The organism is Bradyrhizobium campsiandrae, assembly GCF_014529705.1.
Classification (GTDB): Bacteria; Pseudomonadota; Alphaproteobacteria; order Rhizobiales; family Xanthobacteraceae; genus Bradyrhizobium; species Bradyrhizobium campsiandrae.
This window is the reverse complement of record NZ_JAANIH010000019.1, coordinates 109,336-133,737: the sequence shown is the minus strand read 5'-3', so window position 1 is coordinate 133,737 and position 24,402 is coordinate 109,336. Positions and strand designations below refer to the sequence as shown.

The window sequence follows — 24,402 nt, the reverse complement described above, 5'->3', positions numbered from 1 at the left end:
CAGGACTGTCGCCATAATATCATTGATAAGTCATCTCCAGGGTCAGGAGGTAATCTCAAAGCCGATTTCTACGTCACCACGACCCAACGCGCGGCGTTCTTCGCAGGCTGCGGCGATGGCGCGACTTATCTCATCGATCTCGGCGATCATATCTCTGGACAGCTCTTCTCCTCCAGAAATGCGGAATGTATACGGAGCTTCGACAGCGTTCATGCCTGCCCAGACCATGGAATCAATGAGAGCGTTCAAATTGCGACCATGTCCTTCCGGCGCGCCCAGCGCAGCAAGAAGTGCATCGTAAAAGTCGCGCCACGTGCGCCAACTGCTTGCGTTGAGTTCAATTATCCGCATGACATTCCCAGTTACGGCGGCGGCCGGTACGATGGGTTGAGCCCTTGCGAAACCCGTCGCATTGTTTGGTGGTAACGTTGCGTCATGACCGCGCATCGTCACAACGTCGTTCTTGCCGAGCTGGTCTCAACCTGCGGTCCGTACCAGTAGTGGACATTCGTTCCACCGCCGTTGAGCTCCTTTAACAGGGATTGCGCTTCAACATAGGAGAGATTGCGCTCGACCGGAACGTACTTTCCGTCCTTATCTTCGCGCCAAACTGTCCACTCGTCGCCAAGAGCAGCCAGATACTCTTGCTTAACGATGTGGTCCAGTATCCAAGCAACGTATCGATCCCTTTCGGGTAACGATACGGCAAGCTCTTGCCAAAAAACCGCATCCACGCGTCGACGCATCCGCTCACGCGCCTCTAGCCATTTCCGTTCGAGACTGGCATGCACCTTTGCCTCCATCAGGTTGAGACCATGAAATCATGTTAGCCTATAGGATGCGGTCGAGCCTTGCGAAACCTATCGCATTTGCTTGCCGGCGTCGCGCTATGATTGCGTATCGTTGCAACGCGTTCCCGGTGGGCGATCGATCTTTGACGGCCACGATGAGGGAGAACGGTGACGGACGAGATGGGTTTCGCAACGGCTCAACCCATCCTACGAGCTGTTAGTACGGCAATTTAATGCCCCGCTCCATGCAGATTCGCTCAAAGTGCGTTTGCGCGCCGAGTAGCTGTTCGCCAATGTCTTCGATTTCGTCCGAAAGCTCCTGAAGGTCTCGCTCAGCAAGTAACTGTTTCATCCGCTCAACCTGCCGCAACATGGAGTGCAAAGTGTCCCCCTGCACGACCACACCCGGAAAATTTCGCTCTGGTAGCTGCACAACCGCAAAGTTTATCGGCGCACTCAGAAGATCAACTTGCTCAGCCATGGCTTTCTCACTGCGGTGTGAACGTGATGGATGGCTCATTCGGACGAACTACCCCTCTGTCGGGGTCTTGTAATCGCAGTGCACGCAATGTCTGCTCTGCGCCAGTTCGCCGCGAGCAGGTTGAGTTAGAAAACATAGTCGTTCTTGCCACAAGGTACACGCGGCCGTTGCCTCGCTAGGGAACGTGGCGAGGGCGACCGGGGAAACAACCCGCGAGGCGGGCCATTCAGCAGGATGACCGGGGCATCCGATGATCGCATCATGCCAGTGTTTTGCCCGACGCGTCAACGGATTTTCCGAATTCCGGGCGCGGAGGCCTTTTGCTCGGGCCAAGCCCTTGATTCCACGCACCTCGTCTACTGTGCATGGGGTTGTTTTAGTCCGTTCGTTTCGAAACGGCCTAACCGGCGCCGAGCGCGACGGCCACGTTGTAGGTCAGAAGGCTCGCGGCATAGGCCAGCATCAGCATGTAGCTGAAGGTCACGGCCATCCAGGTCCAGCTTCCGGTCTCGCGCCTGATCACGGCGAGGGTGGAGGCGCATTGCGGGGCGAAGATGTACCAGGCCAGCATCGACAGCGCGGTGGCGAGCGACCATTTGGTCGCCAGCACCTGGCCGATCTGCTCGGCGGCTTCCTTGCCGCCCTCGATCGCATAGACGGTGCCGAGGGCCGCGACCGCGACCTCGCGCGCCGCCATGCCGGGGATCAGCGCGACCGCGATCTGCCAGTTGAAGCCGACCGGGGCGAGCAGCGGCGCGATCGCCTTGCCGATGATGGCCGCCAGGCTGAAGTCGATCGCGGGCTCGGTCGCGCCTGCCGGCGGCTGCGGGAACGAGGCCAGGAACCAGATCAGCACCATCATCGAGAAGATCGTGGTGCCGGCGCGCTGCAGGAACATTTTTGCGCGGGTGAAGATGCCGATCGCGATCGACTTCAGCCGGGGCACCTTGTAGTCGGGCAGCTCCAGCATGAAGGGCGCCGGTGCATAGTCGCGCAGCATGAAGAACTTGATCAGGAACGAGACGATGAGCGCGCTGGTGATGCCGGCCGCGTAGAGGCCGAACATCACGAGGCCCTGCAGATTGATGAAGCCCCAGACGTCCCTGGCCGGAATGAAGGCCGAGATGATCAGCGTGTAGACCGGGATGCGCGCCGAGCAGGTCATCAGCGGCGCGATCAGGATCGTGGTCAGCCGGTCGCGCTTGTTGTCGATGACGCGCGTCGCCATGATGCCGGGAATGGCGCAGGCAAAGCTCGACAGCAGCGGGATGAAGGCGCGGCCGTGCAGGCCGGCGCCGCCCATGATGCGGTCCATCAGGAACGCGGCGCGCGCCATGTAGCCGAAATCTTCCAGGAGCAGGATGAACAGGAAGATGATGATGATCTGCGGCAGGAACACGATGACGCTGCCGACGCCCGAGATCACGCCGTTCTGCAGGAAGCTCTGCAGCAGGCCGGCGGGCAGGGTGGCGTGCACGAGCTCGCCGAGCGCATCGAAGCCGGATTGCAGCAGCTCCATCAGCGGCTGCGCCCAGGCGAACACCGCCTGGAACATCACGAACAGGATCGCCGCGAGCACGATCAGGCCGCCGACCGGGTGCAGCACCACCGCGTCGATCCGCGCGGTCAACGTGTCGGGCCGCGCCGGCAGGCTGACGCAATCGGCGATGATGCGGTCGGCCTCGCGCTGGGTGGCGCGCAGCTCGGCGACGCTGAGCGCGCGCCAGCTGTTGTCCTGCGGCTCGGCGGCGAGTTTTGCCGAGATCTCGTCGGTCAGCGCCAGCAGGTCGGCCGTGCCGCCCTTGCGCACCGCGATCGAGGTGACCACGGGCACGCCGAGCTCCTTGGCGAGCCGCTCCACGTCGACGGTGATGCCGCGGCGGCTCGCGATGTCGAACATGTTGAGGACGAGGATCATCGGCCGGCCGGTGCGCTTGAGCTCCAGCAGCAGGCGGATGGTCAGGCGCAGATTGGTCGAGTCCGCCACGCACAGCACGAGGTCGGGCACGGTCTCGCCGGAGGCCTTGCCGAGCACGAAGTCGCGGGTGATCTCCTCGTCCGGGCTGCGGCCGCGCAGCGAATAGGTGCCGGGCAGGTCCACCACCGAAACCTGGCGCCCCAACGGCGTGACGAAGAAACCTTCCTTGCGCTCGACGGTGACGCCCGGATAGTTCGCGACCTTCTGCCGGCTGCCGGTCAGGGCGTTGAACAGCGACGTCTTGCCGCTGTTCGGCGTGCCCACCAGTGCCAGATGCAGAAGAGGTAATTCCATGGATCGGATATCCGGTCGCGGGGCTTGGCTTCAGGCGACCACGATGGCCATGGCCTCGCGGCGGCGCACCGCGATGGTGATGTTGTCGACCCGCACGGCGATCGGGTCGCGCCCGACCAGGCCCTCGTGCAGGACCTCGACCCGGGCGCCCTCGACGAAGCCAAGTTCGATCAAGCGGCTCTCGAGCTCGACGTCCGAGAGCGCCGAGCCCGCGTCCTTGGCGGACAGGTGCTGAATGACGCCGGCATATCCGCGCCGGGCCAAGCCCAGCGGCATCATGCGGCGCGTCTCATTGAGATCGGTCATGCCCTGTATTTTCAACGCGGGGCATGGAGGTCAAGCACGCACGCCCGTAGAAACTGCACCTTAGAGGGATTTTAAAGTGCAGATCACGAAGGCGTGGGCGGCCTGCCCCGGCGCTACTGCGCCGGGACCTTGTCCGGCTGCATCGCGGCCATGGCGCGGCTCTTGAAGTAGTCGAGCACGAACAGGCGGATCGCCGAGGACAGATTGCCCTGCTGGCGGGCGCCGTCGATCTCGCCGACGAGCTCGGACAGCGTCATGTTGCGCAGGCCCGAAATCTCTTTCATGCCGTTCCAGAATGCCTCTTCCAGGCTGACGCTGGTCTTGTGACCGGCGACCACGATCGAGCGCTTCACGACGGGCGACTTCATGGCTGGTCCTCGCGATCGATCCGATGCTGGTCCAGATGCGCCTTCGCCTGGTCCGCCTGCTTCTCCTGCGCCGATCGCTCGGCCTTCGTGCGGCCGAACTTCGTTCGGTTGGCGTCCGCCTGCTTCGCCGAGGCTTCCCGCTCGGCGCGCTTCCTGAAACGATTCAGGTTGATGACGTTCCCCATGCCGCGTCTCCATCACCCGATCCTTTTCGGGCAGGATGTTTCATTCACAAACAGGGCGCAGCATTGCGCCCCACAAGACTTGATCGTCGTCATTCGCTCGTCCTCGTCAATCGGCCCCAAAGGCCATCAAACGATGAATTCGCCCCGTCAGGGGGGGGGGCAGGTGGACCTTGCGTAGCATGCGCCTCCGCCGCCACATTGACGGTAATCAAATCCTGTCCTTTAAGCCTTACAATTATGGAGCTTTCCGCCTCCGTATCATTACGGATCACTATCGGAATTCGGAATTCACCCGGGTCTTGTCATCTTCTCCGGCTGCACCAGGCGGTCGAATTCGTCGCCGGAGACGAAGCCGAGCCGCAGCGCCTCCTCCTTCAGCGTCGTGCCGTTGGCATGCGCGGTTTTGGCCACCTTGGCGGCGTTGTCGTAACCGATCTTCGGCGCCAGGGCGGTCACCAGCATCAGCGAACGCTCCATCAGCTCCTTGATGTGCTTCTGGTCGGCACGGATGCCGCTGACGCAATGCTCGGTGAAGGAGCGCGCGGCGTCCGCCATCAGGCGAATCGAGTGCAGCATATTGTAGGCCAGAACGGGCTTGTAGACGTTGAGCTCGAAATGGCCCTGGCTGCCGGCGACCGTGATGGCGGTGTGATTGCCGAACACCTGGCAGCACACCATGGTCATCGCCTCGCACTGGGTTGGATTGACCTTGCCCGGCATGATCGAGGAGCCCGGCTCGTTCTCCGGCAGGATCAATTCGCCAAGGCCCGAGCGCGGGCCCGATCCCAGCAGGCGGATGTCGTTGGCGATCTTGAACAGGCCTGTCGCGACGGAATTGATGGCGCCGTGCGCCAGCACATAGGCGTCGTTCGAGGCCAGTGCCTCGAATTTGTTGGCGGCGCTGGTGAAGGGCAGTCTCGTAATCCCGGTGACGTGCTTTGCAAACAGCTTGGCAAAGCGCGGCTTGGAATTGAGGCCGGTGCCGACCGCGGTGCCGCCCTGCGCCAAGGGATAGAGATCCTTCACCGCGACCTTGAGCCGCGCGATGCCGCTCTCGACCTGCGCGGCATAGCCGGAAAATTCCTGGCCGAGCGTCAGCGGCGTCGCATCCTGGGTATGGGTGCGGCCGATCTTCACGATCTTGGCGAACTCCTTCTCCTTCTTGCGCAGCGCGCGATGCAACTCGCCGAGGGCGGGGACCAGATCGGCGGTGATGCGGCTTGCGGCTGCGATATGCATCGCGGTCGGAAAGCTATCGTTCGACGACTGGCTCATGTTGACGTGATCGTTCGGATGCACCGGCTTCTTGGCGCCGAGCTCGCCGCCGAGCAGCTCGTTGGCGCGGTTGGCGATCACCTCGTTGAGGTTCATGTTGCTCTGGGTGCCCGAGCCGGTCTGCCACACCACCAGCGGGAAATGATCGTCGAGCTTGCCGTCGATCACCTCATGCGCGGCGCGGATGATCGCGCCGGCTCTGCGCTTGTCGAGCAGGCCGAGCTCGAGATTGGACTGTGCGGCCGCAAGCTTGACGATGCCGAGCGCATGCACCAGCGAGATCGGCATGCGATCGATGCCGATGCGGAAATTCTGGCGTGAGCGTTCGGTCTGCGCTCCCCAATAGCGATCGGCAGGGACCTCGATCGGACCAAAGCTGTCGGTCTCGACGCGGGTGGCGGGGCGGGCAGTCTTCGCAGCTTTGGCCATGAGCACATCCATTCCGCCGCGCGAAACGCCGCACGGCCTCTTCATGTGCTCATCTATATAGGGAGTCTGGTCAGGCGCGATGGTCTCGCGGCCAACCTAGATCATTTCTTGCGGAAACGATCGAGCCGCACGACTTCGGCACCGCCCTGGTTCGGCGGGGTGGGTTCTTCCACGGTCTCCGCGGGCTCTGCGGCAGGTGCAGGCACCGCGACAGCTGACGGGGCAGGGGCGGCCGGCAAAGTCTCGCCGGCCACTTCGGCGACATCGGAGGTGTCGAACTGGAGGCCGAATTTCACGGAGGGATCGAGGAAGCTCTTGATGGCGCTGAACGGCACCACCAGCCGCTCCGGAATGCCGCCAAACGACAGGCCGACCTCGAAGCGGTCCTCAAGCACGGTCAGGTCCCAGAACTGATGCTGGAGGATGATCGTCATCTCTTCAGGATATTGGGCGAGCAGCCGGCTCGATAGCTTCACGCCCTCGGCCTTCGATACGAAAGTGATGAAGAAATGGTGCTCGCCGGGCAGGCCCTGGGCCGCGGCATCGGTCAGCACTTTCTTGACCACGCCGCGCATCGCCTCGCTCGCCAGCACGTCGTATCGGATGTGATCGGTCGCCATGGTGGTCCTGTTGCATTCCAGGAGACGGGCCCTGCCGGCCCGACTCGCCAAGCCGCAATAGTACCGCGCCTGACGGGTCAGCAGGAGTCCCCGCCGGAAAGGAAATCAAGGTAAGTGGAGGCTTCTGTTGCCAGGTGCCTCCGAACCCCGCCTAACGGAGCTTAACCCGTTAGGACTTTAAAGTGGTCTTTCAAACTGCGTTACGCAGCCTGAGCAACCGGAGCAAAGTTGTCGTTGGCAACTATTGCAGTAGCCCGATAACGGCGGAACAATACCGGGAAAAAGCACGCCCTTTACGCCCTCGTCGATCCTATTTCGCCCCCGCCAAAGCCCGCTCTCGGGTGAGCCCATTGGTGGGCTTTGGTGGAGGCGCCGGGTACCGCCCCCGGGTCCGAATGGTTTATTGCGACGACCGTTTATTTCCATAGCCGGCGAACCGGCACCCCCAATATAGGGGGTAAAGGTTTCAAAAAACAGGGGTTTCGAGCGGAAGGGGCCGGTTCCCTTTGGATAGGTCCGGGATGCTCTTCGGCCTGACCTTGGCCACGCCGCGGGGGGCGTTCTAAGCTGCTGACATGTCCACGGATTCCGCACCGGCCGCCCAAGAGCCGGATGTTCCCGCCAGCCGCACCGGCCCGCCCGGCCTCGCCGCACTGTTCCTGGCCTTCGCCCGGATGTCGCTGGCCGGCTTTGGCGGCGTTCTTGTGTTTGCAAGGCATGCCATCGTCGACCAGCACCGCTGGATGACGGCGGACGAGTTCAATGAGACCTTCGCACTCTGCCACTTCCTGCCCGGGCCCAACATCGTCAATCTGTCGATGGTGTTCGGCTCGCGTTTGCGCGGCATCGCCGGCGGCGTTGCCGCCTTCACCGGCCTGTTGCTGCCGCCGACGCTGATCATGACCGTGCTTGCGATCATCTACGCCCGCTTCGGCGATGTCGAAGTGCTGCGCCGGAGTCTCGCAGGCATCTCCTGCGCTGCGGTCGGTCTCTTGATCGCCGTGGTGTTCCGAATGATGACGCCGCTGCTCAAGCGTATGGACGTTGTCGTGCTCGTCCTGATGCTCGGCGTGTTCACGGCGATCGGCGTGCTGCGCCTGCCGCTTCAGGCGGTGCTGCTGGTCGCGATCCCGCTCAGCATTGGCGTCACCTATCTGATGCGACGGAAGGTAGCAGCATGAGCAGCGAGAACCCGATCTGGGCGCTGATCTCCACCTTTGGTCTAATGTCGTTGTTCGCGGTCGGCGGCGCTGCGGCCGCAGTGCCCGAGATGCACCGCATCGCGGTCGAGGTGCATCACTGGATGACCGACAAGCAATTCGCGGATGCCTACGCCATTGCGCAGCTCTCGCCAGGTCCGAACGTGCTTATCGTTACGTTAATCGGCTATGCCTTCGCCGGCATTCCCGGTGCGCTTGCGGCAACGCTGGCGATGTGCCTGCCGACCGCGCTGCTTGCCTATTATGTCAGCCGGCTGCTGAACCGGCCGAGCCAGTCGCGCTGGCCGGGCCTGATCCAGGCTGCACTGGTTCCGCTGTCGATCGGATTGATGGCGGCGAGTGCCTTGATCCTCGCTCAATCGACCGATCGCACCATTGCTGGGCTGCTTCTGACCGCGACGGTTGCAATGGTTGCCTCCGTCTCGCGCGTCAATCCGCTGTGGCTTCTGCTCGCCGGGGGCTTGTTGGGTTTTGCTGGCATTGTGTGATGAAAATCGCTAGGCAATGATCCGGGCCGGGGATCCCTTCCAGCCGATAGAACAACAGTGCTCGTGACTTACGGGTCGCGGAGGAGACATGCATGGCCGATACAATGGGCCACTCGGCAGCGACCGCCACCAGAAACACATCGGTGGCGCTCGGCTTCTGCCTGCTGGCCGTTGCGCCGCAGATTTTCGAATTCATCTGGTCGATTGGAACGGTCTTTGGCTGGGGCGCCGGGCGTGGGCCTGCCACGGTCCTGATCAGCCACGCCACGGCGCTGGTCGCCGGCGCACCCGCTGCGCTGCTTGGCGCGATCGGCGGTGAGACCAAGAAGGCGTCCTCGGACGTTCTGCTGGCACTGATCTATTCCTATCCGCTGTTTGCGGTGGCGATCGTCACGCTATTCATGACGATCAAATCGGCGCAGGATTATATCGGCGGCGTCATCCTGATGGCGCTCGCGCTGTTCGCGCTGTGGGCCTCGAGCGATTTGCAGGGCATGCGCGGCTTCTCCTTTGGCGCTGGCACGGCACCGCGCATGTTCGGCGGGTTGCTGGTGGCCTTGTCCGCCGGCATCGCCCTGACCGGCCTTCTGAACGAGGGACCGGCGCTGGCACATTATGCGTGGCGCGGGCCGCTGTTCGTAATGTGCGCGATTCTGTTCTTCGCGCTGGCCATCCGTCCGCTGGGCCTCGTCGTCTCGGCCTTCGTCAGCTTCATGATTGCGGCGCTGGGATCGCATGAAACGCGCTGGCTGGAGGCGGCCATCGTCGGCATCTGTCTGACGATCGGCTGTGCGCTGCTTTTCCCCTACGTGCTCGGCCTGCCCATGCCGATGTTCCCGCGTTTCCTGGCTCAGTGAGGCTGTCATGGAGCTTTTTGCCAACCTCGCTCACGGCTTTGCCGTCGCCTTCTCTCCGATCAACCTTCTGATGTGCCTGATCGGCGCGCTCGTCGGCACGCTGGTCGGCGTGCTGCCGGGTATCGGCACGATCGCTACCGTCGCGATGCTGCTGCCGATCACCTTCGGACTGCCACCGGTCGGCGCGCTGATCATGCTCGCCGGCATCTATTACGGCGCGCAGTATGGCGGTTCGACCACCTCGATCCTGGTCAACATTCCAGGTGAAGCGACCTCGGTCGTCACCGCCATCGACGGTCACGCGATGGCCAAGCAGGGCCGCGCCGGCCCGGCGCTGGCGATCGCGGCGATCGGCTCGTTCTTCGCCGGCTGTGTCGCGACCGTGCTCATTGCCGTGCTTGGCGCGCCGCTGACGAAACTCGCGCTCGCATTCGGCCCGGCGGAATATTTCTCGCTGATGGTGCTCGGCCTGATCTTTGCCGTCGTGCTCGCCAAGGGCTCGGTGCTGAAGGCGATCGCGATGATCGTGTTCGGCCTGTTGCTGTCGATGGTCGGCTCGGACATCGAGACCGGCGCCTCGCGCATGGCCTTCAACATTCCGGAGCTTGCCGATGGTCTCGGCTTTGCAACGGTGGCGATGGGCGTGTTCGGCTTTGCGGAGATCATCCGCAATCTCGACGCCGGTGCCGAGATGAATCGCGATCTGGTGCAGCAGAAGATCACCGGCCTGATGCCGACCAGGAAGGACCTGATCGACTCGACGCCGCCGATCCTGCGCGGCACCATCCTCGGCTCGATCCTCGGCATCCTGCCCGGCGGCGGCGCCGTCATAGCCTCGTTCGCGGCCTACACGCTCGAGAAGAAGCTCGCCAAGAACCCGTCGCGGTTCGGCCGCGGCGCGATCGAGGGCGTGGCGGCGCCGGAAAGCGCCAACAACGCGGCCGCGCAAACCTCCTTCATCCCGCTGCTCACCCTCGGCATTCCGCCGAACGCGGTGATGGCGCTGATGGTGGGTGCGATGACCATCCACGGCATCGTGCCGGGTCCGCAGGTGATGCAGAAGCAGCCGGATCTCGTCTGGGGCATGATCGCCTCGATGTGGATCGGCAATCTGATGCTGATCATCATCAACCTGCCGCTGGTCGGCATCTGGGTCCGCCTGCTGCGCGTGCCGTACCGGCTGATGTTCCCCTCGATCGTGATCTTCTGCGCGATCGGCATCTACTCGGTGAACAACGCACCGGTCGACGTCATCCTCGCCGGCGTGTTCGGCCTGGTCGGCTATTGGCTGATCAAGCACGATTTCGAGCCGGCGCCGCTGCTGCTCGGCATGGTGCTTGGTCCGCTGATGGAGGAGAACCTGCGCCGCGCATTGCTGATCTCGCGCGGAGATTGGAGCGTGTTCCTGACGCGTCCACTCTCGGCCGTGCTGCTCGCGATTGCGGCCTTCCTGCTGGTGCTCACGGTGCTCCCCGTGTTGCGCGCCAAGCGCGATGAGGTGTTCACCGAATCCGAGAACTGATCGCAGCCCGCCTGCGTCGGTGTGTCACGCGTCGGCGCGCCGCATTCGGAAGTCCAATCGACTGGCGTGACCTCTTCGTGAGATGAAAATGCCGGCCCGTGTGGCCGGCATTTTTGTTGATGTCGGAGACAATCGAGATGACGTCGATTCGCGCGCTCGCGGGCGCATGCGCTGCCGTGGTGGCATCGCTGTGCGGCTTTGTCGCAACCAGCGAGGCGCAGACCTATCCGACGCGCAGCATCACCATGATCGTGCCGTTCGCAGCCGGCGGTCCCACCGACGTGATTTCGCGCATCGTCACCGGCCACATGGCGCAGACGCTTGGACAGAGCATCATCATCGAGAACGTGGTCGGCGCCGGCGGCACCACCGCGACCACGCGCGCCGCGCGTGCGGCCAATGACGGCTATACGCTGATCACCGGGCATATGGGCACGCACGCCGCATCCGTGCCGCTCTATCCGAAGCTCGCCTATCATCCCGAGAAAGACTTCGAGCCGATCGCGCTGCTCGCGGGCACGCCGATCCTGATCCTGGCGCGCAAGGATTTCCCACCGAAGGACCTCAAGGAGTTCGTGACTTACGTGAAAGCCAACGCCGAGAAGGTGAATGCCGCGCATGCCGGCGTCGGCTCGGTCTCGCACGTGTCCTGCGAACTCCTGCACTCCATCCTCGACGTCAAACCTGTCGGCGTGCCCTTCAACGGCACCGGGCCTGCGATGAACGCGCTGGTGGCGGGACAGGTCGATTACATGTGCGACCAGATCGTCAACGCCGTGCCGCAGATCAACGCCGGCACCATCAAGGCCTATGCGATCGCGACCCCGGAGCGCAATCCGTCGCTGCCGGACGTGCCGACGACGGCGGAAGCCGGCCTTCCGACCTTCCAGGCCCAGGCCTGGAACGCCATGTTCGCGCCCAAGGGAACCTCGCCCGCGATCCTGGCGAGCCTGAACGCCGCCGCGGTCAAAGCGCTCGACGACGAGACCGTGAAGAAGCGGCTGCTCGAGCTCGGCAGCGTCATTCCCCGTCCTGCCGACCGGACGCCGCAGGCGTTGGCCGCGCTCGTCAAATCCGAGATCGCGAAGTGGACCCCGGTGCTCAAGCCGGCAAGTTAAGCAGCACAATCAAGCCGATAGGCGAGGGGCTGGACGCGAGTTCCGCCCCTTGTCGTTTGAGCCGGGAAGGGTCACCTTTTCCTTGTATAATCTGTGGGCGCAGCGAATCGCCGCTGTCACAGCACGGGGGTGGCCGGTAAGTTCACCGCCTCCCCAAAGGCCAAATCGCACATGCACCAGTATCAGGACCTGCTCGAGCGGATTCTTTCAGACGGCGCCGAGAAGACCGACCGCACCGGCACCGGCACGCTGTCGGTGTTCGGCCATCAGATGCGCTTCAATCTGTCCGCCGGCTTCCCGATGCTGACCACCAAGCGGCTGCCGCTGAAGGCGATCGTGCACGAGTTGCTGTGGTTCCTGAAGGGCGACACCAACATCAAATATCTCAGGGACAATGGCGTCACCATCTGGGACGAATGGGCGGATGCCAATGGCGATCTCGGCCCGGTCTACGGCCATCAATGGCGCTCCTGGCCGGCGCCGGATGGACGCAGCATCGACCAGATCGCAGGCGTCGTCGACATGATCAAGCGCAATCCGGACTCGCGCCGCCTGATCGTCTCGGCCTGGAATCCGGCCGAGGTCGACAAGATGGCGCTGCCGCCCTGTCACTGCCTGTTCCAGTTCTACGTCGCCAACGGAAAACTATCGTGCCAGCTCTACCAGCGCTCGGCTGACGTGTTCCTCGGCGTGCCCTTCAACATCGCCTCCTACGCGCTGCTCACCATGATGGTGGCGCAGGTCACGGGCCTCAAGCCCGGCGACTTCGTGCATTCGTTCGGCGACACGCATCTTTATTCCAACCATGTGGAGCAGGCGCGGCTCCAGCTCACGCGCGCGCCGCGCCCGCTGCCGGTGATGCGGATCAATCCCGACGTGAAGGACATCTTCTCCTTCCGTTACGAGGATTTCGAGCTCGTGGGTTACGATCCACATCCGCATATCAAGGCGGACGTCGCGGTCTAACGCATGATCCGGAAAAGTGTGCAGCGGTTTTCCCTCGCGACAAACGCGGAACGCGTTTGCGCGGTGATCATGCGGGTACTTTAAAGCGATGTCGCTCAGCATTCGCCGCCCGCATCCCGGTGAAGCCGGGCTCGTTCTTGATTTCGTCCGCGAGCTTGCCGAGTACGAAAAGCTCTCGCACGAAGTCGAGGCGACCGAGGCGGACATTGCTGACGCCTTGTTCGGCCAGGATCCCCGGCTGTTTTGCGCGATTGCCTGTTGGAACGGCGAGCCGGTCGGCTTCGCGGTCTGGTTCCTGAACTTCTCGACCTTCAGCGGCCGCTACGGCATCTATCTGGAAGATCTGTATGTACGGCCGTCGCATCGGGGCAAAGGTCTCGGCAGGGCGCTGCTGGTCTATCTGGCGAAGGAATGTGTCGACAACGGCTGGTCACGCCTGCAATGGGCGGTGCTCGACTGGAACGCGCCATCGATCGCGTTCTACAAATCGCTCGGCGCCGTGATGCTGGATGACTGGACGCTGTGCCGCGTCTCGGGTCATGCGCTGACGCGGCTCGCGGGAGGCAAGTCGTGATGGAGATCGTGTTCGTCGTCGCGATTGCGGAGAACGGCATCATCGGGGCCGGCAGCGCGATCCCGTGGCGGTTGAAATCCGACATGGCGAGGTTCAAGGCGCTCACAACAGGCAAGCCCGTGATCATGGGGCGCAAGACTTTTGAATCCTTGCCCGGCCGCCGGCCGCTGCCTGGCCGCACCAATATCGTGATCACGCGCGATGCTGACTACCGCGCCGCCGGCGTCATCGTCACGACATCGGCGGCGGACGCCTACGCGGTTGCGCTCGGCGATGCGCTGCGGCGTTCAGCCGCTGAAATCGCGGTGATCGGCGGTGCCGAAATCTACCGCCAATGGCTCGATCGCGCCGACCGCCTCGAGATCACCGAAGTGCATGCGCGCCCAGACGGCGACACGCATTTTGCGATCGACAAGGCGCAATGGAACGAAACAAGCCGCGTCCGCCATCCGGCTGGGCCCGACGACAGCGCCGATTTCTCCTATGTGACATATCGTCGGCGGCCGTCCCATTAACTCCATTCGCCAATGTTTACATTGACTTTTCCGCCCCCGAGCATAGCTCGTGAGACGGTCAGGCTTGCGTTGTAAGGGCCCCTTCGGTCCCCTATAAAGCCGGACCGGACAATGCGGGCCGGCTTTAGTTCTAGTCCCGGTCTGCCGAGGAGAGCGTCGAATGCCGTGGAAGAATCAGGGCGGTGGCCCTTGGGGCTCGGGTCCGAAAGGACCATGGGGCACAGGCCCGCAACCGGTCGGGCCGAGGCCGCCGGATCTGGAAGACCTTCTGCGGCGTGGCCAGGACCGGCTCCAGCAGATCATGCCGGGCGGCTATTTCTCCGGCATCGGCATCACGCTGATCCTGCTCATCGTCGTCGCGCTCTGGCTGCTGTCGGGCTTCTTTCGCGTGCAGTCCGAAGAGCAGGGCGTCGTGCTACGCTTCGGCAAACATGTCCGCACCGTTGACCCTGGCCTGAACTATCATCTGCCCTATCCGATCGAGACAGTGCTGCTGCCGAAAGCGCTGCGCGTGTCCACCATTTCCATCGGCATGACGCTGATCGACGATCCGGCCCGCCGCGGCCGCTCGATCCGCGACGTGCCGGAAGAGAGCCTGATGCTCACCGGCGACGAGAACATCGTCGACGTCGACTTCACCGTGCTGTGGCGCATCAAGCCCAACGGCGTCGGCAATTTCCTGTTCAACATCCAGAACCCCGAGGGCACGGTGAAGGCGGTTGCCGAAAGCGCAATGCGCGAGGTGATCGGACGCTCCGAGATCCAACCGATCTTGACCGGCGCGCGGACGCAGACCGAGACCACCGTGCAGGATTTGATGCAGAAGACGCTCGATGGCTACGGCGCCGGCGTCCAGATCACCCAGGTGCAGATGCAGAAGGTCGATCCGCCGGCGCAGGTCATCGATGCGTTCCGCGACGTGCAGGCGGCACGCGCCAATCTCGAGCAGCTGTCGAACGAAGCACAGACCTATGCCAACAAGGTCGTGCCGGAGGCGCGCGGCAAAGCTGCGCAGATCCTGCAAGCAGCCGAAGGCTACAAGGAGCAGGCGGTCGCCGAGGCCAAGGGCCAGAGCGCGCGCTTCCTGAAAGTATACGAGGAATACAAGAAGGCGCCCGACGTGACGCGTGAACGGATCTATCTGGAGACGATGGAGCGCGTGCTCGGCGGCTCGGACAAGCTGATCTACGACGGAGGCCCGTCCGGCCAGGGCGTTGTGCCCTATTTGCCGCTCAATGAATTGTCGGCCAAGCGGCCGACGCCAGGCCAGTTGCCGAGCGGAGGCACAAGATGAGGTCTCCCGTGACTGGCATTGTCGCGCTGCTTGCGGCGCTTCTGGTGGTGATCGTCGGCTACATGTCGTTGTTCACGGTGCAGCAGACCGAGCAGACCATCGTGCTGCAATTCGGCGCGCCGGTTGACGTCGTCACCGACCCCGGGCTGCACTTCAAGGCGCCCTGGAACTCCGTGATCAACATCGACAAGCGGATCCTGGATCTCGAGAACCCGTCGCAGGAGGTCATTGCCTCCGACCAGAAGCGGCTGGTGGTCGACGCCTTTGCGCGCTACCGCATCAAGGACGCGCTGCGCTTCTATCAGAGCGTCGGCTCGATCCAGGCGGCCAACCTCCAGCTCACCTCGCTCCTGAACGCGGCGCTGCGCCGCGTGCTCGGCGAGGTCACCTTCATCACCGTGGTGCGCGACGAACGCGAAAAGCTGATGGGGCGCATCCGCGAGCAACTCGACCGCGAGGCCGGTGGTTACGGCATCGAGGTCGTCGACGTCCGCATTCGCCGCGCCGATCTGCCGGAGCAGAATAGCCAGGCTGTCTACGACCGGATGAAGTCCGAACGCCAGCGTGAGGCGGCTGAGTTCCGCGCGCAGGGCGCCCAGAAGGCCCAGGAGATCAAGTCAAAGGCTGACCGCGACGTCACGGTCATCATTGCCGACGCGAACTCCCAGGCCGAACAGACGCGCGGCGTAGGTGATGCCGAGCGCAACCGCCTGTTCGCCGAGGCCTATGGCAAGGATGCTGACTTCTTCGCCTTCTACCGGTCGATGACGGCCTATGAGACCGGGCTGAAGAAGGACGACACCCGCTATTTGCTGCGGCCGGACTCGGATTTCTTCCGGTATTTTGGTAACCCGTCCGGCAAGACGGCGGCCGAGACACCGGCGAAACCGTAAGCTAGACAAGGGGCGGGAGGTTTGCCGCCCTTCGTCCAGACAAGAACAGCACACCGGGAGGTTCCAATCCGATGAGGTCCATTGCGTTCGCCGACTTCCTCATCGGCTTGGGCATCCTGTTCGTGCTGGAAGGCTTGATGTTTGCGGCTAGTCCGGCCTGGATGCGCAAGGCCATGAAAAGCGCCATCGCCACACCGGACAATATCTTGCGGGCGGTCGGAATTGGCTCGGCTGTGGCCGGCCTGATCCTGATCTGGGTGATGCGACGCCCGATCTAGTTGCAGAGCCAACGCCAAAGTGAAGGCGCGAGGCGGGTTTTCGCCGTATTATCGGCATCTTGAGGCCCGTTAAGCTCCGCGCTTGCGCCGTGCCCCCGTTCGAGCGCAGTCTGGCGCCGAATCTTTTTCTCTGGAGATCACAATGACGGCTGCCACCATTGCCCCGACCCGCTTGCGTCATCGCGCGCGATTTGGCGTCCGATCTGGGCTGGCCGCGCTCGCGCTCGGCACCTTCGCTGCGTTCGGATCGCCGGTTCATGCACGCGGGCCGGAGGGCATCGCCGACGTTGCGGAAAAGGTCATCGACGCGGTCGTCAACATCTCGACCTCGCAGACGGTCGAGGCCAAGGGCGGCAGCAACACCATGCCGCAGCTGCCCCCGGGCTCGCCCTTCGAGGAGTTCTTCGACGACTTCTTCAAGAACCGCAAGGGACCCGGCGGCGGCAGCAAGGGCGGCGACAATGGCCCCCCGCGCAAGACCAATTCGCTAGGGTCCGGCTTCATCATCGACACCTCCGGTGTGGTCGTGACCAACAACCACGTCATCGCGGATGCCGACGAGATCAACGTCATCCTCAACGACGGCACCAAGATCAAGGCCGACCTCGTCGGCGTCGACAAGAAGACCGACCTCGCCGTCCTGAAGTTCAAGCCGCCGAAGCCGTTGATCGCGGTGAAGTTCGGCGACAGCGACAAGCTGCGTCTGGGTGACTGGGTGGTCGCGATCGGCAACCCCTTCAGCCTCGGCGGCACCGTGACGGCGGGCATCGTCTCGGCCAAGAACCGCGATATCTCCTCGGGCCCTTATGACAGCTACATCCAGACCGACGCTGCCATCAATCGCGGCAATTCGGGTGGTCCGCTGTTCAACCTCGAAGGTGACGTCATCGGCGTCAATACGCTGATCATCTCGCCCTCGGGCGGCTCGATCGGCATCGGCTTTGCCGTGCCGTCGAAGACGGTCGCGGGTGTCGTCGACCAGCTCCGTCAGTTCGGCGAATTGCGACGCGGCTGGCTTGGCGTGCGCATCCAGAGCGTCACCGACGAAATCGCCGAGAGCCTCAACATCAAGCCGGCGCGCGGCGCGCTGGTGGCCGGCGTCGACGACAAGGGCCCGGCCAAGCCCGCCGGCATCGAGCCCGGCGACGTCGTCGTCAAGTTCGACGGCAAGGACGTCAAGGACCCGAAGGACCTGTCCCGCGTCGTCGCCGACACCGCGGTCGGCAAGGAGGTCGACGTCGTCGTCATCCGCAAGGGCGAGGAGCAGACCAAGAAGGTCACGCTTGGCCGCCTGCAGGATCCGGACAAGGTGCAGGCGGCGGTGAAGACCGACGAGCCGGCGCCGGAGAAGCTGGTGACGCAGAAGGCGCTCGGTCTCGACCTCGCCGTTCTGAACAAGGATCTGCGTGCGCGCTACAAGATCAAGGACAGCGTCAAGGGCGTGGTCGTCACCAATGTCGATGCGAATTCGGATGCTGCCGAGAAGCGGCTCTCCGCCGGCGACGTCATCGTCGAGGTCGCGCAGGAAGCCGTATCCAGCGGCGCCGACGTCCAGAAGCGCGTCGATCAGATCAGGAAGGACGGCAAGAAGTCCGCACTGCTGCTGGTGTCGAACGGCGACGGCGAGCTGCGCTTCGTGGCGCTGAGCGTGCAGTAGTCGCGGTACTGTCGTATCTCGGGTGGGCAAAGCGAAGCGTGCCCACCATCCGTCCGCTATCGTGAGGAGTGGTGGGCACGGCGCAAGTGCGACTTTGCCCACCCTCCGATTGCGGCGCGTGTCGCCGGGGAGACTAAGCCTCCACGAACTCGTCCCGCCGATACCCCTGCGCATACAGCAGCGCAGTGAGATCGCCGTAGTCGATCCGCGCCGCCGCGCTAGCAGCCACCGCCGGCTTCGCATGATACGCCACGCCGAGGCCCGCCGCCTGGATCATCGCCAGATCATTGGCGCCGTCGCCGACGACGAGCGAGTCGACGTCGTCGAGATCGAACGATTCTATCAGATCCACCAGTGTCGCGAGCTTGGCCGCGCGCCCGAGGATCGGCTCCTTCACCTCGCCGGTGAATTTGCCGTCGCGCACGACGAGTTCGTTGGCGCGGTTCTCCTGAAAGCCGATTCTCGCGGCGACCGCGCTGGTGAACAGCGTGAAGCCCCCGGAGACGAGGCACGTATAGGCGCCGTGCGCGCGCATGGTGGCGACCAATTCGCGGCCGCCCGGGGTCAGCGTGATGCGCTTGGCCAGCACCTCGTCGACGACGCTGGCGGGGAGGTCCTTCAGCAGCGCGACGCGCTCGCGCAACGCCGGCTCGAACTCGATCTCGCCGCGCATCGCGCGTTCGGTGATCGCGGCGACATGGGCCCTCATCCCGACGAGATCGGCGAGCTCGTCGATGCATTCCTCGCCAATCATGGTGGAATCCATGTCGGCGAGAAAAAGCTTCTTGCGCCGGAAGCCGGCAGGCTGCACGACGATGTCGACGGGCAGATCGCCGCGAAGCTCGCGCAGCCGCTGCTCGATGGCGTGACGGTCGCCTCCGAGGTTATCCTGCGCACCGAAGGGAATATCGACCGCAACCCCGTCGAACAGCCAATGCGCCGGTTGCGCCTTCGGCAGCACGGCGCGGGCACCGTCGACGATGGTGCTATCGAGCGCGGGATTGTTGGGGTTGCAGACCAGCGTGGCGACGAGAGACATTTGAGGTTTTCGTGAGCGAGGGGCATCCGATCAAGGCCGTGCTTATCGCAGGCCCGACCGCCAGCGGCAAGTCGGCGCTGGCGCTGGAGCTTGCCCTCAGAACGCGAGGCGTGGTCATCAATGCCGATTCCATGCAGGTCTATCGCGACCTCCGCATCATCACGGCACGTCCTACGGAAGGCGAAGAGGCGCGCGTTCCGCATCGCCTCTACGGTCATGTCGATGCGGCCGTGAATTTCTCGGCCGGGGCGTGGGTGACCGATGCCGCGAAGTCGTTGGAAGAGGCCCATGCCGAAGGCCGTCTGCCGATCTTAATCGGTGGGACAGGGCTCTATTTCAAGGCGCTGACGGCGGGCCTCTCGGTCGTGCCCCCGATCCCGGCCGAGGTGCGCGAAAGCGTGCGCGCACGGCTGGAGCGGAATGGCGTCGAGGCGCTGCATGCGGAACTGGCGCGGCGCGATCCACGCGCGGCCGAGCGGTTGAACCTGCGCGACCGTACTCGGATCGCGCGCGCGCTCGAAGTGATCGAGGCGACTGGCCGCTCGCTGCTCGACTGGCATCAGGAGGGCCAACCGCCGCTGCTGCCCAAGGACAGTTATCGCGCGGTCTTTCTCGATCCCGAGCGTGATGAGCTCTACGCCCGCATCGACGCCCGCTTCGACACCATGCTACGCGCCGGCGCGCTCGAAGAGGTCGGGCAGCTCGCAACTCGTGGCCTCGATCCGCTGTTACCGGCAATGAAGCCTCATGGCGTGCCGGCCCTGATCAGGCATCTGCGCGGCGAGCTCAGTCTGGAGGAGGCCTCAGTGATCGGCCGCGCGGATACCCGCCACTACGCCAAGCGGCAGTTCACATGGTTCCGGCACCAACTGCCGGAGTTCGAATGGGTGAAGCCGGAAGAGGCGAGGGGATGGCTTGCGGCGGCCCTCAGAGCTGCGCCGGACCCCCGCTGACGCACTTTTGTGCCCGAGTTCCCGATTTTACCTCTCGCCGAACCCCGGGAACACCGCTACACTGCCAAAATCGCGCGGGAACGGCCGCTTTGCCTTGACATCGAGGCTTTGGTCGTTATGTTTCGCGCAACCTTTGGGAAGCCGAGCATCTACCATGCGCAACATTATTACCAAACTCCTTATCGCCGTCGTACCCAGGCACACCGCCGGGGGTGGCTAGCTGCCATCCACATGACAGGCGGTGTGCAGGGTCCCTCTTCGGGGCCTTTTTTATTTCCCGAACCCGACACGAACGAAGCCGCTGGAAACAGCGCATCCGGAGCAAGCCAATGAGCGACAAGAGCCACGATCCGAACCAGATGACCGGCGCCGCGATGATCGTCCGCGCGCTCATCGATCACGGCGTGACCGACATTTTCGGCTATCCCGGCGGCGCCGTGCTTCCGATCTATGACGAGATCTTCCAGCAGAGCGAGGTCCAGCACATCCTGGTGCGCCACGAGCAGGGTGCCGGCCACGCCGCCGAAGGCTATGCGCGTTCGACCGGCAAGCCGGGCGTTGCGCTGGTGACCTCCGGCCCCGGCGCCACCAACATGGTGACGCCGCTGACCGATGCGCTGATGGATTCGATCCCGCTGGTGTGCATCTCCGGCCAGGTGCCGACGCATCTGATCGGCAATGACGCGTTCCAGGAATGCGACACCGTCGGCATCACGCGTCCCTGCACCAAGCACAACTGGCTGGTGCGCGACGTCAACGATCTCGCAAAGGTCCTGCACGAGGCCTTCTACGTTGCGACCACGGGCCGTCCCGGGCCGGTGCTCGTCGACGTTCCCAAGGACGTGCAGTTCGCGACCGGCACCTATCATCCGCCGCGCAAGTCCGACGTGCACCGTTCCTACGCGCCGCGCGTCAAGGGCGATGCGACGCAGATCCGCAAGGCGGTGTCGCTGCTCGCAGGCGCCAAGCGTCCGGTGATCTATAGTGGCGGCGGCGTGATCAATTCCGGCCCCGAAGCGACGAAACTGCTGCGCGAGCTGGTCGAGGTCACCGGTTTTCCGATCACCTCCACGCTGATGGGTCTCGGCGCATACCCGGCGTCGGGCAAGAACTGGCTCGGCATGCTGGGCATGCACGGCACCTACGAAGCCAACATGACCATGCATGATTGCGACGTCATGCTGTGCGTCGGCGCGCGCTTCGATGACCGCATCACCGGCCGCGTCGATGCGTTCTCGCCGGGCTCGAAGAAGATCCACATCGACATCGACCCGTCCTCGATCAACAAGAACATCCGCGTCGACGTGCCGATCATCGGCGACTGCGCCAACATCCTCGGCGACATTCTGCAGGTGTTCAAGGCCGAGGCGAAGAAGCCTGACATCAAGTCCTGGTGGCAGCAGATCGCACAATGGCGCGCCCGCAACTCGCTCTATTACAAGAAGAGCAATGACGTCATCTTGCCGCAGCACGCGATCCAGAGCCTGTTCCAGGCGACGCGCGGCAAGGATACCTACATCACGACCGAGGTCGGCCAGCACCAGATGTGGGCGGCGCAGTTCTTCGGCTTCGAGGAGCCGCATCGCTGGATGACCTCGGGCGGTCTCGGCACCATGGGTTACGGCCTGCCGGCCGCCGTCGGCGTGCAGGTGGCGCATCCAAACAGCCTCGTCATCGACATCGCGGGCGATGCCTCGGTGCAGATGACGATGCAGGAGATGTCGACGGCGGTTCAGTACGAGCTGCCGATCAAGATCTTCATCCTGAACAACCAGTACATGGGCATGGTGCGGCAGTGGCAGCAATTGCTTCATGGCAACCGCCTGTCGCACTCCTACTCGGAGGCGTTGCCTGACTTCGTCAAGCTCGCGGAGGCCTATGGCGCTGTCGGTTTGCAGGTCACCAAACCTGCCGATCTCGACGGCGCCATCACCGAGATGATCGCGGTGAAGCGCCCGGTGCTGTTCGACTGCCGCGTCGCCGCGCTCGAAAACTGCTTCCCGATGATCCCGTCCGGCAAGGCGCACAACGAGATGTTGTTGCCGGAGCAGGCCAACGACGAGGCCACGGCCAAGGCATTCGCCGGCGGCAAGGCGCTGGTGTGAGCGCGATAGATTTGAGGGGACGACAATGAACCAGCCCGCATCCGCGTACTTCATCGAAGAACGCCACGATCCCAACGAAACGCACACGCTAGCGGTGCTCGTGCAGAACGAGCCGGGCGTGCTCGCACGCGTCATCGGCCTGTTCTCGGGTCGCGGCTACAACATCGAAAGCCTCACGGTCTCGGAGACCGAGGCGCAGAAGCATCTGTCGCGCATCACCATCGTCACGACGGGAACACCGATGGTGATCGCGCAGATCAAGCATCAGCTCGACCGCATGATTCCGGTCTACCAGGTCGTCGACATGACCCAGACCAAGCGCTCGATCGAGCGCGAACTCGCGATGGTGAAAGTGCGCGGGCAGGGCGAGCACCGGGTCGAGGCGCTGCGGCTGGCGGATGCGTTCCGCGCCCGCGTGATCGACGCCACCACCGAAAGTTTCGTGTTCGAGATCACAGGCAATACGGACAAGATCAACCAGTTTATCGATCTGATGCGCCCGCTCGGCCTTGTCGAGGTGTCGCGCACCGGTGTTGCCGCGATCGGTCGCGGGCCTGAAGGGATGTGAGCCATGCTGGCGCGCGACTGGTACTATAACGAGCGGAACCGGATGGGCATCGAGCCCGCGGTGGCGTCGATCTACGATGCCCACGACGATGCCGATCTGCGGGCGCGCGGCGCACTGAAGATGCTCGGGGTCCAGCGCGGCTGGCGCATCGCCGACATCGGCTGCGGCAATGGCGTGCTGGCCACCGAAGCCGCGCTGATGGGTGCCGAGGTCGACGCCATCGACATCTCGCCTGCGATGCTGGCGCTCGCCGAGATCTATGCCCGCGACCGCAAGGCGCCCGTGCGAACCCAGTCCGCGGGTCTGCTCTCTTTTGCGTATCGTCCGGAATCCTATGATCTGATCGTCAGCGAGTTCACGCTGCATCATCTGCCGGATTTCTGGAAGGCGGTCGCGATGTCGCGGATCTTTCGTGCACTGAAACCCGGCGCGAGCTTCTATTTGCGTGACATCGTCTACGCCTCGATGCCCGACGCGGTCGAGCGCGATGTCGAGCAATGGGCCGACTACCAGATCAAGAACCACGATTTTTCGCGCGAGAGCGTGGTAACGCATATGCGCGACGAATATTCCACTTTCGGCTGGGTGATGGAGCGCATGCTGACCGATGTCGGCTTCACGCTGGTCTCGGCCGACTACCACGCACCGATGCACGGCACTTACCTCCTCCGCAAACCGAAAGCCGGCGAGCAAGGCTAGACAGAAGAACAAGCAGGGCTGCACGACAGGGCAGAACCGGAAACAACAATGAAGCCGGCCGACATCCTCATCGCCCTCATGGTGGCGATCATCTGGGGGCTTGCCTTTGTGGCGAGCCGGATTGCGCTCGACGAGCTTTCGCCGGAGCTGATGACGGCAATACGCTTCACTATCGCCGCCGTGCCGTGCCTGTTCATCCGCAAACCGAAAGTCGCCTGGTCGCTGCTGATCGCGATCAGCTTTACGCTGTTCCTCGGCCAGTTCCTGTCGCAGGCCTATGGCATCGCCCATGGCGTGCCGGTGGGGCTGACATCCGTCGTCGTGCAGAGCCAGGCGCTGTTCACCATCGGTTTTGCCGCGCTCGCGTTCGGCGAGCGGCCGACGCCGGTGCAGACGCTGGGCATCGTCATTGCCGCGATCGGCCTACTGATGATCTGCGGCACCGTAGGCTATGATTTCAGCGTTGCCGCCTTTGCAGCGCTGATGATCTCGCCGATCAGTTTTGCGATCGGCAACATCCTGCTGCGCGGTGCGCGCGGCGTGCCGATGTTCGATCTGTTTGCCTGGCTGTGCCTCGCCGCGGCCGTGCCGCTGCTCCTGCTGGCGCTGATCGCCAACGGGCCGACCCCGGCCTGGACGTCGCTGGCGCACATGTCGCTGAGATCGGCGCTCTGCATGCTGATGCTCGGCGGCATTTCCACCAGCATCGCCTATTGGCTGTGGGGCCGGCTGCTGCGTGATTATCCGGCGGCGCAGGTGGTGCCGTTCGCGCTGCTGGTGCCGTTCGTTGGCTCCGCCGCCTCCTGCGTCGTGTTCGGTGAGCGGTTCGGGCCGCTGCGCCTCGCCGGCATGCTGACCGTGATCGGCGGCATCGCGGTGATGGTGCTGGCGAAGCGCCCGCAAGTCCTGCCAAAGACCGCGTGAGGTGA

Annotated in this window: 27 protein-coding genes and 1 other RNA gene; 17 read left to right on the top strand and 11 right to left on the bottom strand. The window is 63.7% G+C overall.

The window, feature by feature from the left end; all coding sequences use genetic code 11:
• Nucleotides 1–42: 42 nt before the first annotated feature.
• From G8O24_RS16605 to ssrA, 10 genes are all read right to left on the bottom strand, one after another.
• Nucleotides 43–447 carry a barstar family protein gene (locus G8O24_RS16605; protein WP_244645874.1) on the bottom strand — a complete coding sequence of 135 codons (405 nt, stop codon included), beginning with the start codon at nucleotides 445–447 and terminating at the stop codon, nucleotides 43–45.
• 2 nt (nucleotides 448–449) lie between these two features.
• The gene (locus G8O24_RS16600; protein WP_188101028.1) at nucleotides 450–791 is read right to left on the bottom strand and encodes a hypothetical protein; all 342 of its coding nucleotides are present in this window, start codon (nucleotides 789–791) and stop codon (nucleotides 450–452) included.
• A 217-nt stretch (nucleotides 792–1,008) separates the two neighbouring features.
• Nucleotides 1,009–1,272 (bottom strand): DUF6959 family protein, encoded by a 264-nt coding sequence (locus G8O24_RS16595; protein ID WP_188101027.1) that lies wholly within the window; start codon nucleotides 1,270–1,272, stop codon nucleotides 1,009–1,011.
• A gap of 400 nt (nucleotides 1,273–1,672) precedes the next feature.
• On the bottom strand, nucleotides 1,673–3,544 hold the full coding sequence (gene feoB, locus G8O24_RS16590; protein WP_188101025.1) for a ferrous iron transporter B: 1,872 nt from the start codon (nucleotides 3,542–3,544) through the stop codon (nucleotides 1,673–1,675).
• A 30-nt stretch (nucleotides 3,545–3,574) separates the two neighbouring features.
• The gene (locus G8O24_RS16585) at nucleotides 3,575–3,850 is read right to left on the bottom strand and encodes a FeoA family protein (RefSeq protein ID WP_188101023.1); all 276 of its coding nucleotides are present in this window, start codon (nucleotides 3,848–3,850) and stop codon (nucleotides 3,575–3,577) included.
• 113 nt (nucleotides 3,851–3,963) lie between these two features.
• Nucleotides 3,964–4,218, bottom strand: coding sequence for a ribbon-helix-helix domain-containing protein (locus tag G8O24_RS16580; RefSeq protein WP_128950354.1), 255 nt, complete (start codon nucleotides 4,216–4,218; stop codon nucleotides 3,964–3,966).
• On the bottom strand, nucleotides 4,215–4,403 hold the full coding sequence (locus G8O24_RS16575; RefSeq protein WP_188101021.1) for a DUF4169 family protein: 189 nt from the start codon (nucleotides 4,401–4,403) through the stop codon (nucleotides 4,215–4,217). The genes G8O24_RS16580 and G8O24_RS16575 overlap by 4 nt, the downstream gene beginning before the upstream one ends.
• Nucleotides 4,404–4,691: 288 nt before the next feature.
• Nucleotides 4,692–6,119, bottom strand: a complete 1,428-nt coding sequence (fumC, locus tag G8O24_RS16570; RefSeq protein ID WP_188101019.1) for a class II fumarate hydratase — start codon at nucleotides 6,117–6,119, stop codon at nucleotides 4,692–4,694.
• 89 nt (nucleotides 6,120–6,208) lie between these two features.
• On the bottom strand, nucleotides 6,209–6,727 hold the full coding sequence (locus G8O24_RS16565) for an SspB family protein (protein WP_188101018.1): 519 nt from the start codon (nucleotides 6,725–6,727) through the stop codon (nucleotides 6,209–6,211).
• Nucleotides 6,728–6,840: 113 nt separating this feature from the next.
• Nucleotides 6,841–7,207, bottom strand: a transfer-messenger RNA (tmRNA) gene (gene ssrA, locus G8O24_RS16560).
• Nucleotides 7,208–7,302: 95 nt separating this feature from the next.
• Here ssrA and G8O24_RS16555 point away from each other — a divergent pair.
• The 12 genes from G8O24_RS16555 to G8O24_RS16500 all read left to right on the top strand — a co-directional run bounded on the left by G8O24_RS16555 (nucleotide 7,303) and on the right by G8O24_RS16500 (nucleotide 18,109).
• Nucleotides 7,303–7,908, top strand: coding sequence for a chromate transporter (locus G8O24_RS16555; protein WP_188101016.1), 606 nt, complete (start codon nucleotides 7,303–7,305; stop codon nucleotides 7,906–7,908).
• On the top strand, nucleotides 7,905–8,435 hold the full coding sequence (locus G8O24_RS16550) for a chromate transporter (RefSeq protein WP_188101014.1): 531 nt from the start codon (nucleotides 7,905–7,907) through the stop codon (nucleotides 8,433–8,435). The genes G8O24_RS16555 and G8O24_RS16550 overlap by 4 nt, the downstream gene beginning before the upstream one ends.
• Before the next feature lie 92 nt (nucleotides 8,436–8,527).
• A complete protein-coding gene (locus G8O24_RS16545; RefSeq protein WP_188101012.1) occupies nucleotides 8,528–9,292 on the top strand; it encodes a tripartite tricarboxylate transporter TctB family protein in 765 nt (254 codons plus the stop codon).
• Nucleotides 9,293–9,299: 7 nt separating this feature from the next.
• Entirely contained in the window at nucleotides 9,300–10,814 is a 1,515-nt protein-coding gene (locus tag G8O24_RS16540) for a tripartite tricarboxylate transporter permease (RefSeq protein WP_188101010.1), read from the top strand.
• A 137-nt stretch (nucleotides 10,815–10,951) separates the two neighbouring features.
• A complete protein-coding gene (locus G8O24_RS16535; RefSeq protein WP_188101008.1) occupies nucleotides 10,952–11,932 on the top strand; it encodes a tripartite tricarboxylate transporter substrate binding protein BugD in 981 nt (326 codons plus the stop codon).
• A 171-nt stretch (nucleotides 11,933–12,103) separates the two neighbouring features.
• A complete protein-coding gene (locus G8O24_RS16530) occupies nucleotides 12,104–12,898 on the top strand; it encodes a thymidylate synthase (protein WP_188101006.1) in 795 nt (264 codons plus the stop codon).
• Nucleotides 12,899–12,986: 88 nt separating this feature from the next.
• On the top strand, nucleotides 12,987–13,472 hold the full coding sequence (locus tag G8O24_RS16525; protein WP_188101004.1) for a GNAT family N-acetyltransferase: 486 nt from the start codon (nucleotides 12,987–12,989) through the stop codon (nucleotides 13,470–13,472).
• Nucleotides 13,472–13,987 carry a dihydrofolate reductase gene (locus tag G8O24_RS16520; RefSeq protein ID WP_188101044.1) on the top strand — a complete coding sequence of 172 codons (516 nt, stop codon included), beginning with the start codon at nucleotides 13,472–13,474 and terminating at the stop codon, nucleotides 13,985–13,987. The genes G8O24_RS16525 and G8O24_RS16520 overlap by 1 nt, the downstream gene beginning before the upstream one ends.
• A gap of 160 nt (nucleotides 13,988–14,147) precedes the next feature.
• Nucleotides 14,148–15,281 (top strand): FtsH protease activity modulator HflK, encoded by a 1,134-nt coding sequence (gene hflK / locus G8O24_RS16515; protein ID WP_188101002.1) that lies wholly within the window; start codon nucleotides 14,148–14,150, stop codon nucleotides 15,279–15,281.
• Entirely contained in the window at nucleotides 15,278–16,174 is an 897-nt protein-coding gene (gene hflC, locus G8O24_RS16510) for a protease modulator HflC (RefSeq protein ID WP_188101000.1), read from the top strand. The genes hflK and hflC overlap by 4 nt, the downstream gene beginning before the upstream one ends.
• A 71-nt stretch (nucleotides 16,175–16,245) precedes the next feature.
• Nucleotides 16,246–16,452: a DUF2065 domain-containing protein gene (locus G8O24_RS16505; RefSeq protein WP_188100998.1), complete on the top strand. Its 207-nt coding sequence runs from the start codon at nucleotides 16,246–16,248 to the stop codon at nucleotides 16,450–16,452.
• A gap of 142 nt (nucleotides 16,453–16,594) precedes the next feature.
• Nucleotides 16,595–18,109, top strand: coding sequence for a Do family serine endopeptidase (locus G8O24_RS16500; RefSeq protein ID WP_188100996.1), 1,515 nt, complete (start codon nucleotides 16,595–16,597; stop codon nucleotides 18,107–18,109).
• A 133-nt stretch (nucleotides 18,110–18,242) separates the two neighbouring features.
• On the opposite strand, the gene serB is transcribed toward G8O24_RS16500, so the two are convergent.
• Entirely contained in the window at nucleotides 18,243–19,148 is a 906-nt protein-coding gene (serB, locus tag G8O24_RS16495; protein ID WP_188100994.1) for a phosphoserine phosphatase SerB, read from the bottom strand.
• A gap of 11 nt (nucleotides 19,149–19,159) precedes the next feature.
• On the opposite strand from serB, the gene miaA reads away from it, so the two are divergent.
• The 5 genes from miaA (at nucleotide 19,160) to G8O24_RS16470 (ending at nucleotide 24,397) form a co-directional block, all read left to right on the top strand.
• A complete protein-coding gene (gene miaA, locus G8O24_RS16490) occupies nucleotides 19,160–20,101 on the top strand; it encodes a tRNA (adenosine(37)-N6)-dimethylallyltransferase MiaA (protein ID WP_188100992.1) in 942 nt (313 codons plus the stop codon).
• A 329-nt stretch (nucleotides 20,102–20,430) separates the two neighbouring features.
• Entirely contained in the window at nucleotides 20,431–22,206 is a 1,776-nt protein-coding gene (locus G8O24_RS16485; protein ID WP_188100981.1) for an acetolactate synthase 3 large subunit, read from the top strand.
• A 25-nt stretch (nucleotides 22,207–22,231) separates the two neighbouring features.
• The gene (gene ilvN / locus G8O24_RS16480; protein WP_008131512.1) at nucleotides 22,232–22,774 is read left to right on the top strand and encodes an acetolactate synthase small subunit; all 543 of its coding nucleotides are present in this window, start codon (nucleotides 22,232–22,234) and stop codon (nucleotides 22,772–22,774) included.
• Between the two features lie 3 nt (nucleotides 22,775–22,777).
• Nucleotides 22,778–23,473 (top strand): class I SAM-dependent methyltransferase, encoded by a 696-nt coding sequence (locus G8O24_RS16475; RefSeq protein ID WP_188100980.1) that lies wholly within the window; start codon nucleotides 22,778–22,780, stop codon nucleotides 23,471–23,473.
• 48 nt (nucleotides 23,474–23,521) lie between these two features.
• Nucleotides 23,522–24,397 carry an EamA family transporter gene (locus G8O24_RS16470; RefSeq protein ID WP_188100978.1) on the top strand — a complete coding sequence of 292 codons (876 nt, stop codon included), beginning with the start codon at nucleotides 23,522–23,524 and terminating at the stop codon, nucleotides 24,395–24,397.
• Nucleotides 24,398–24,402: the final 5 nt, after the last annotated feature.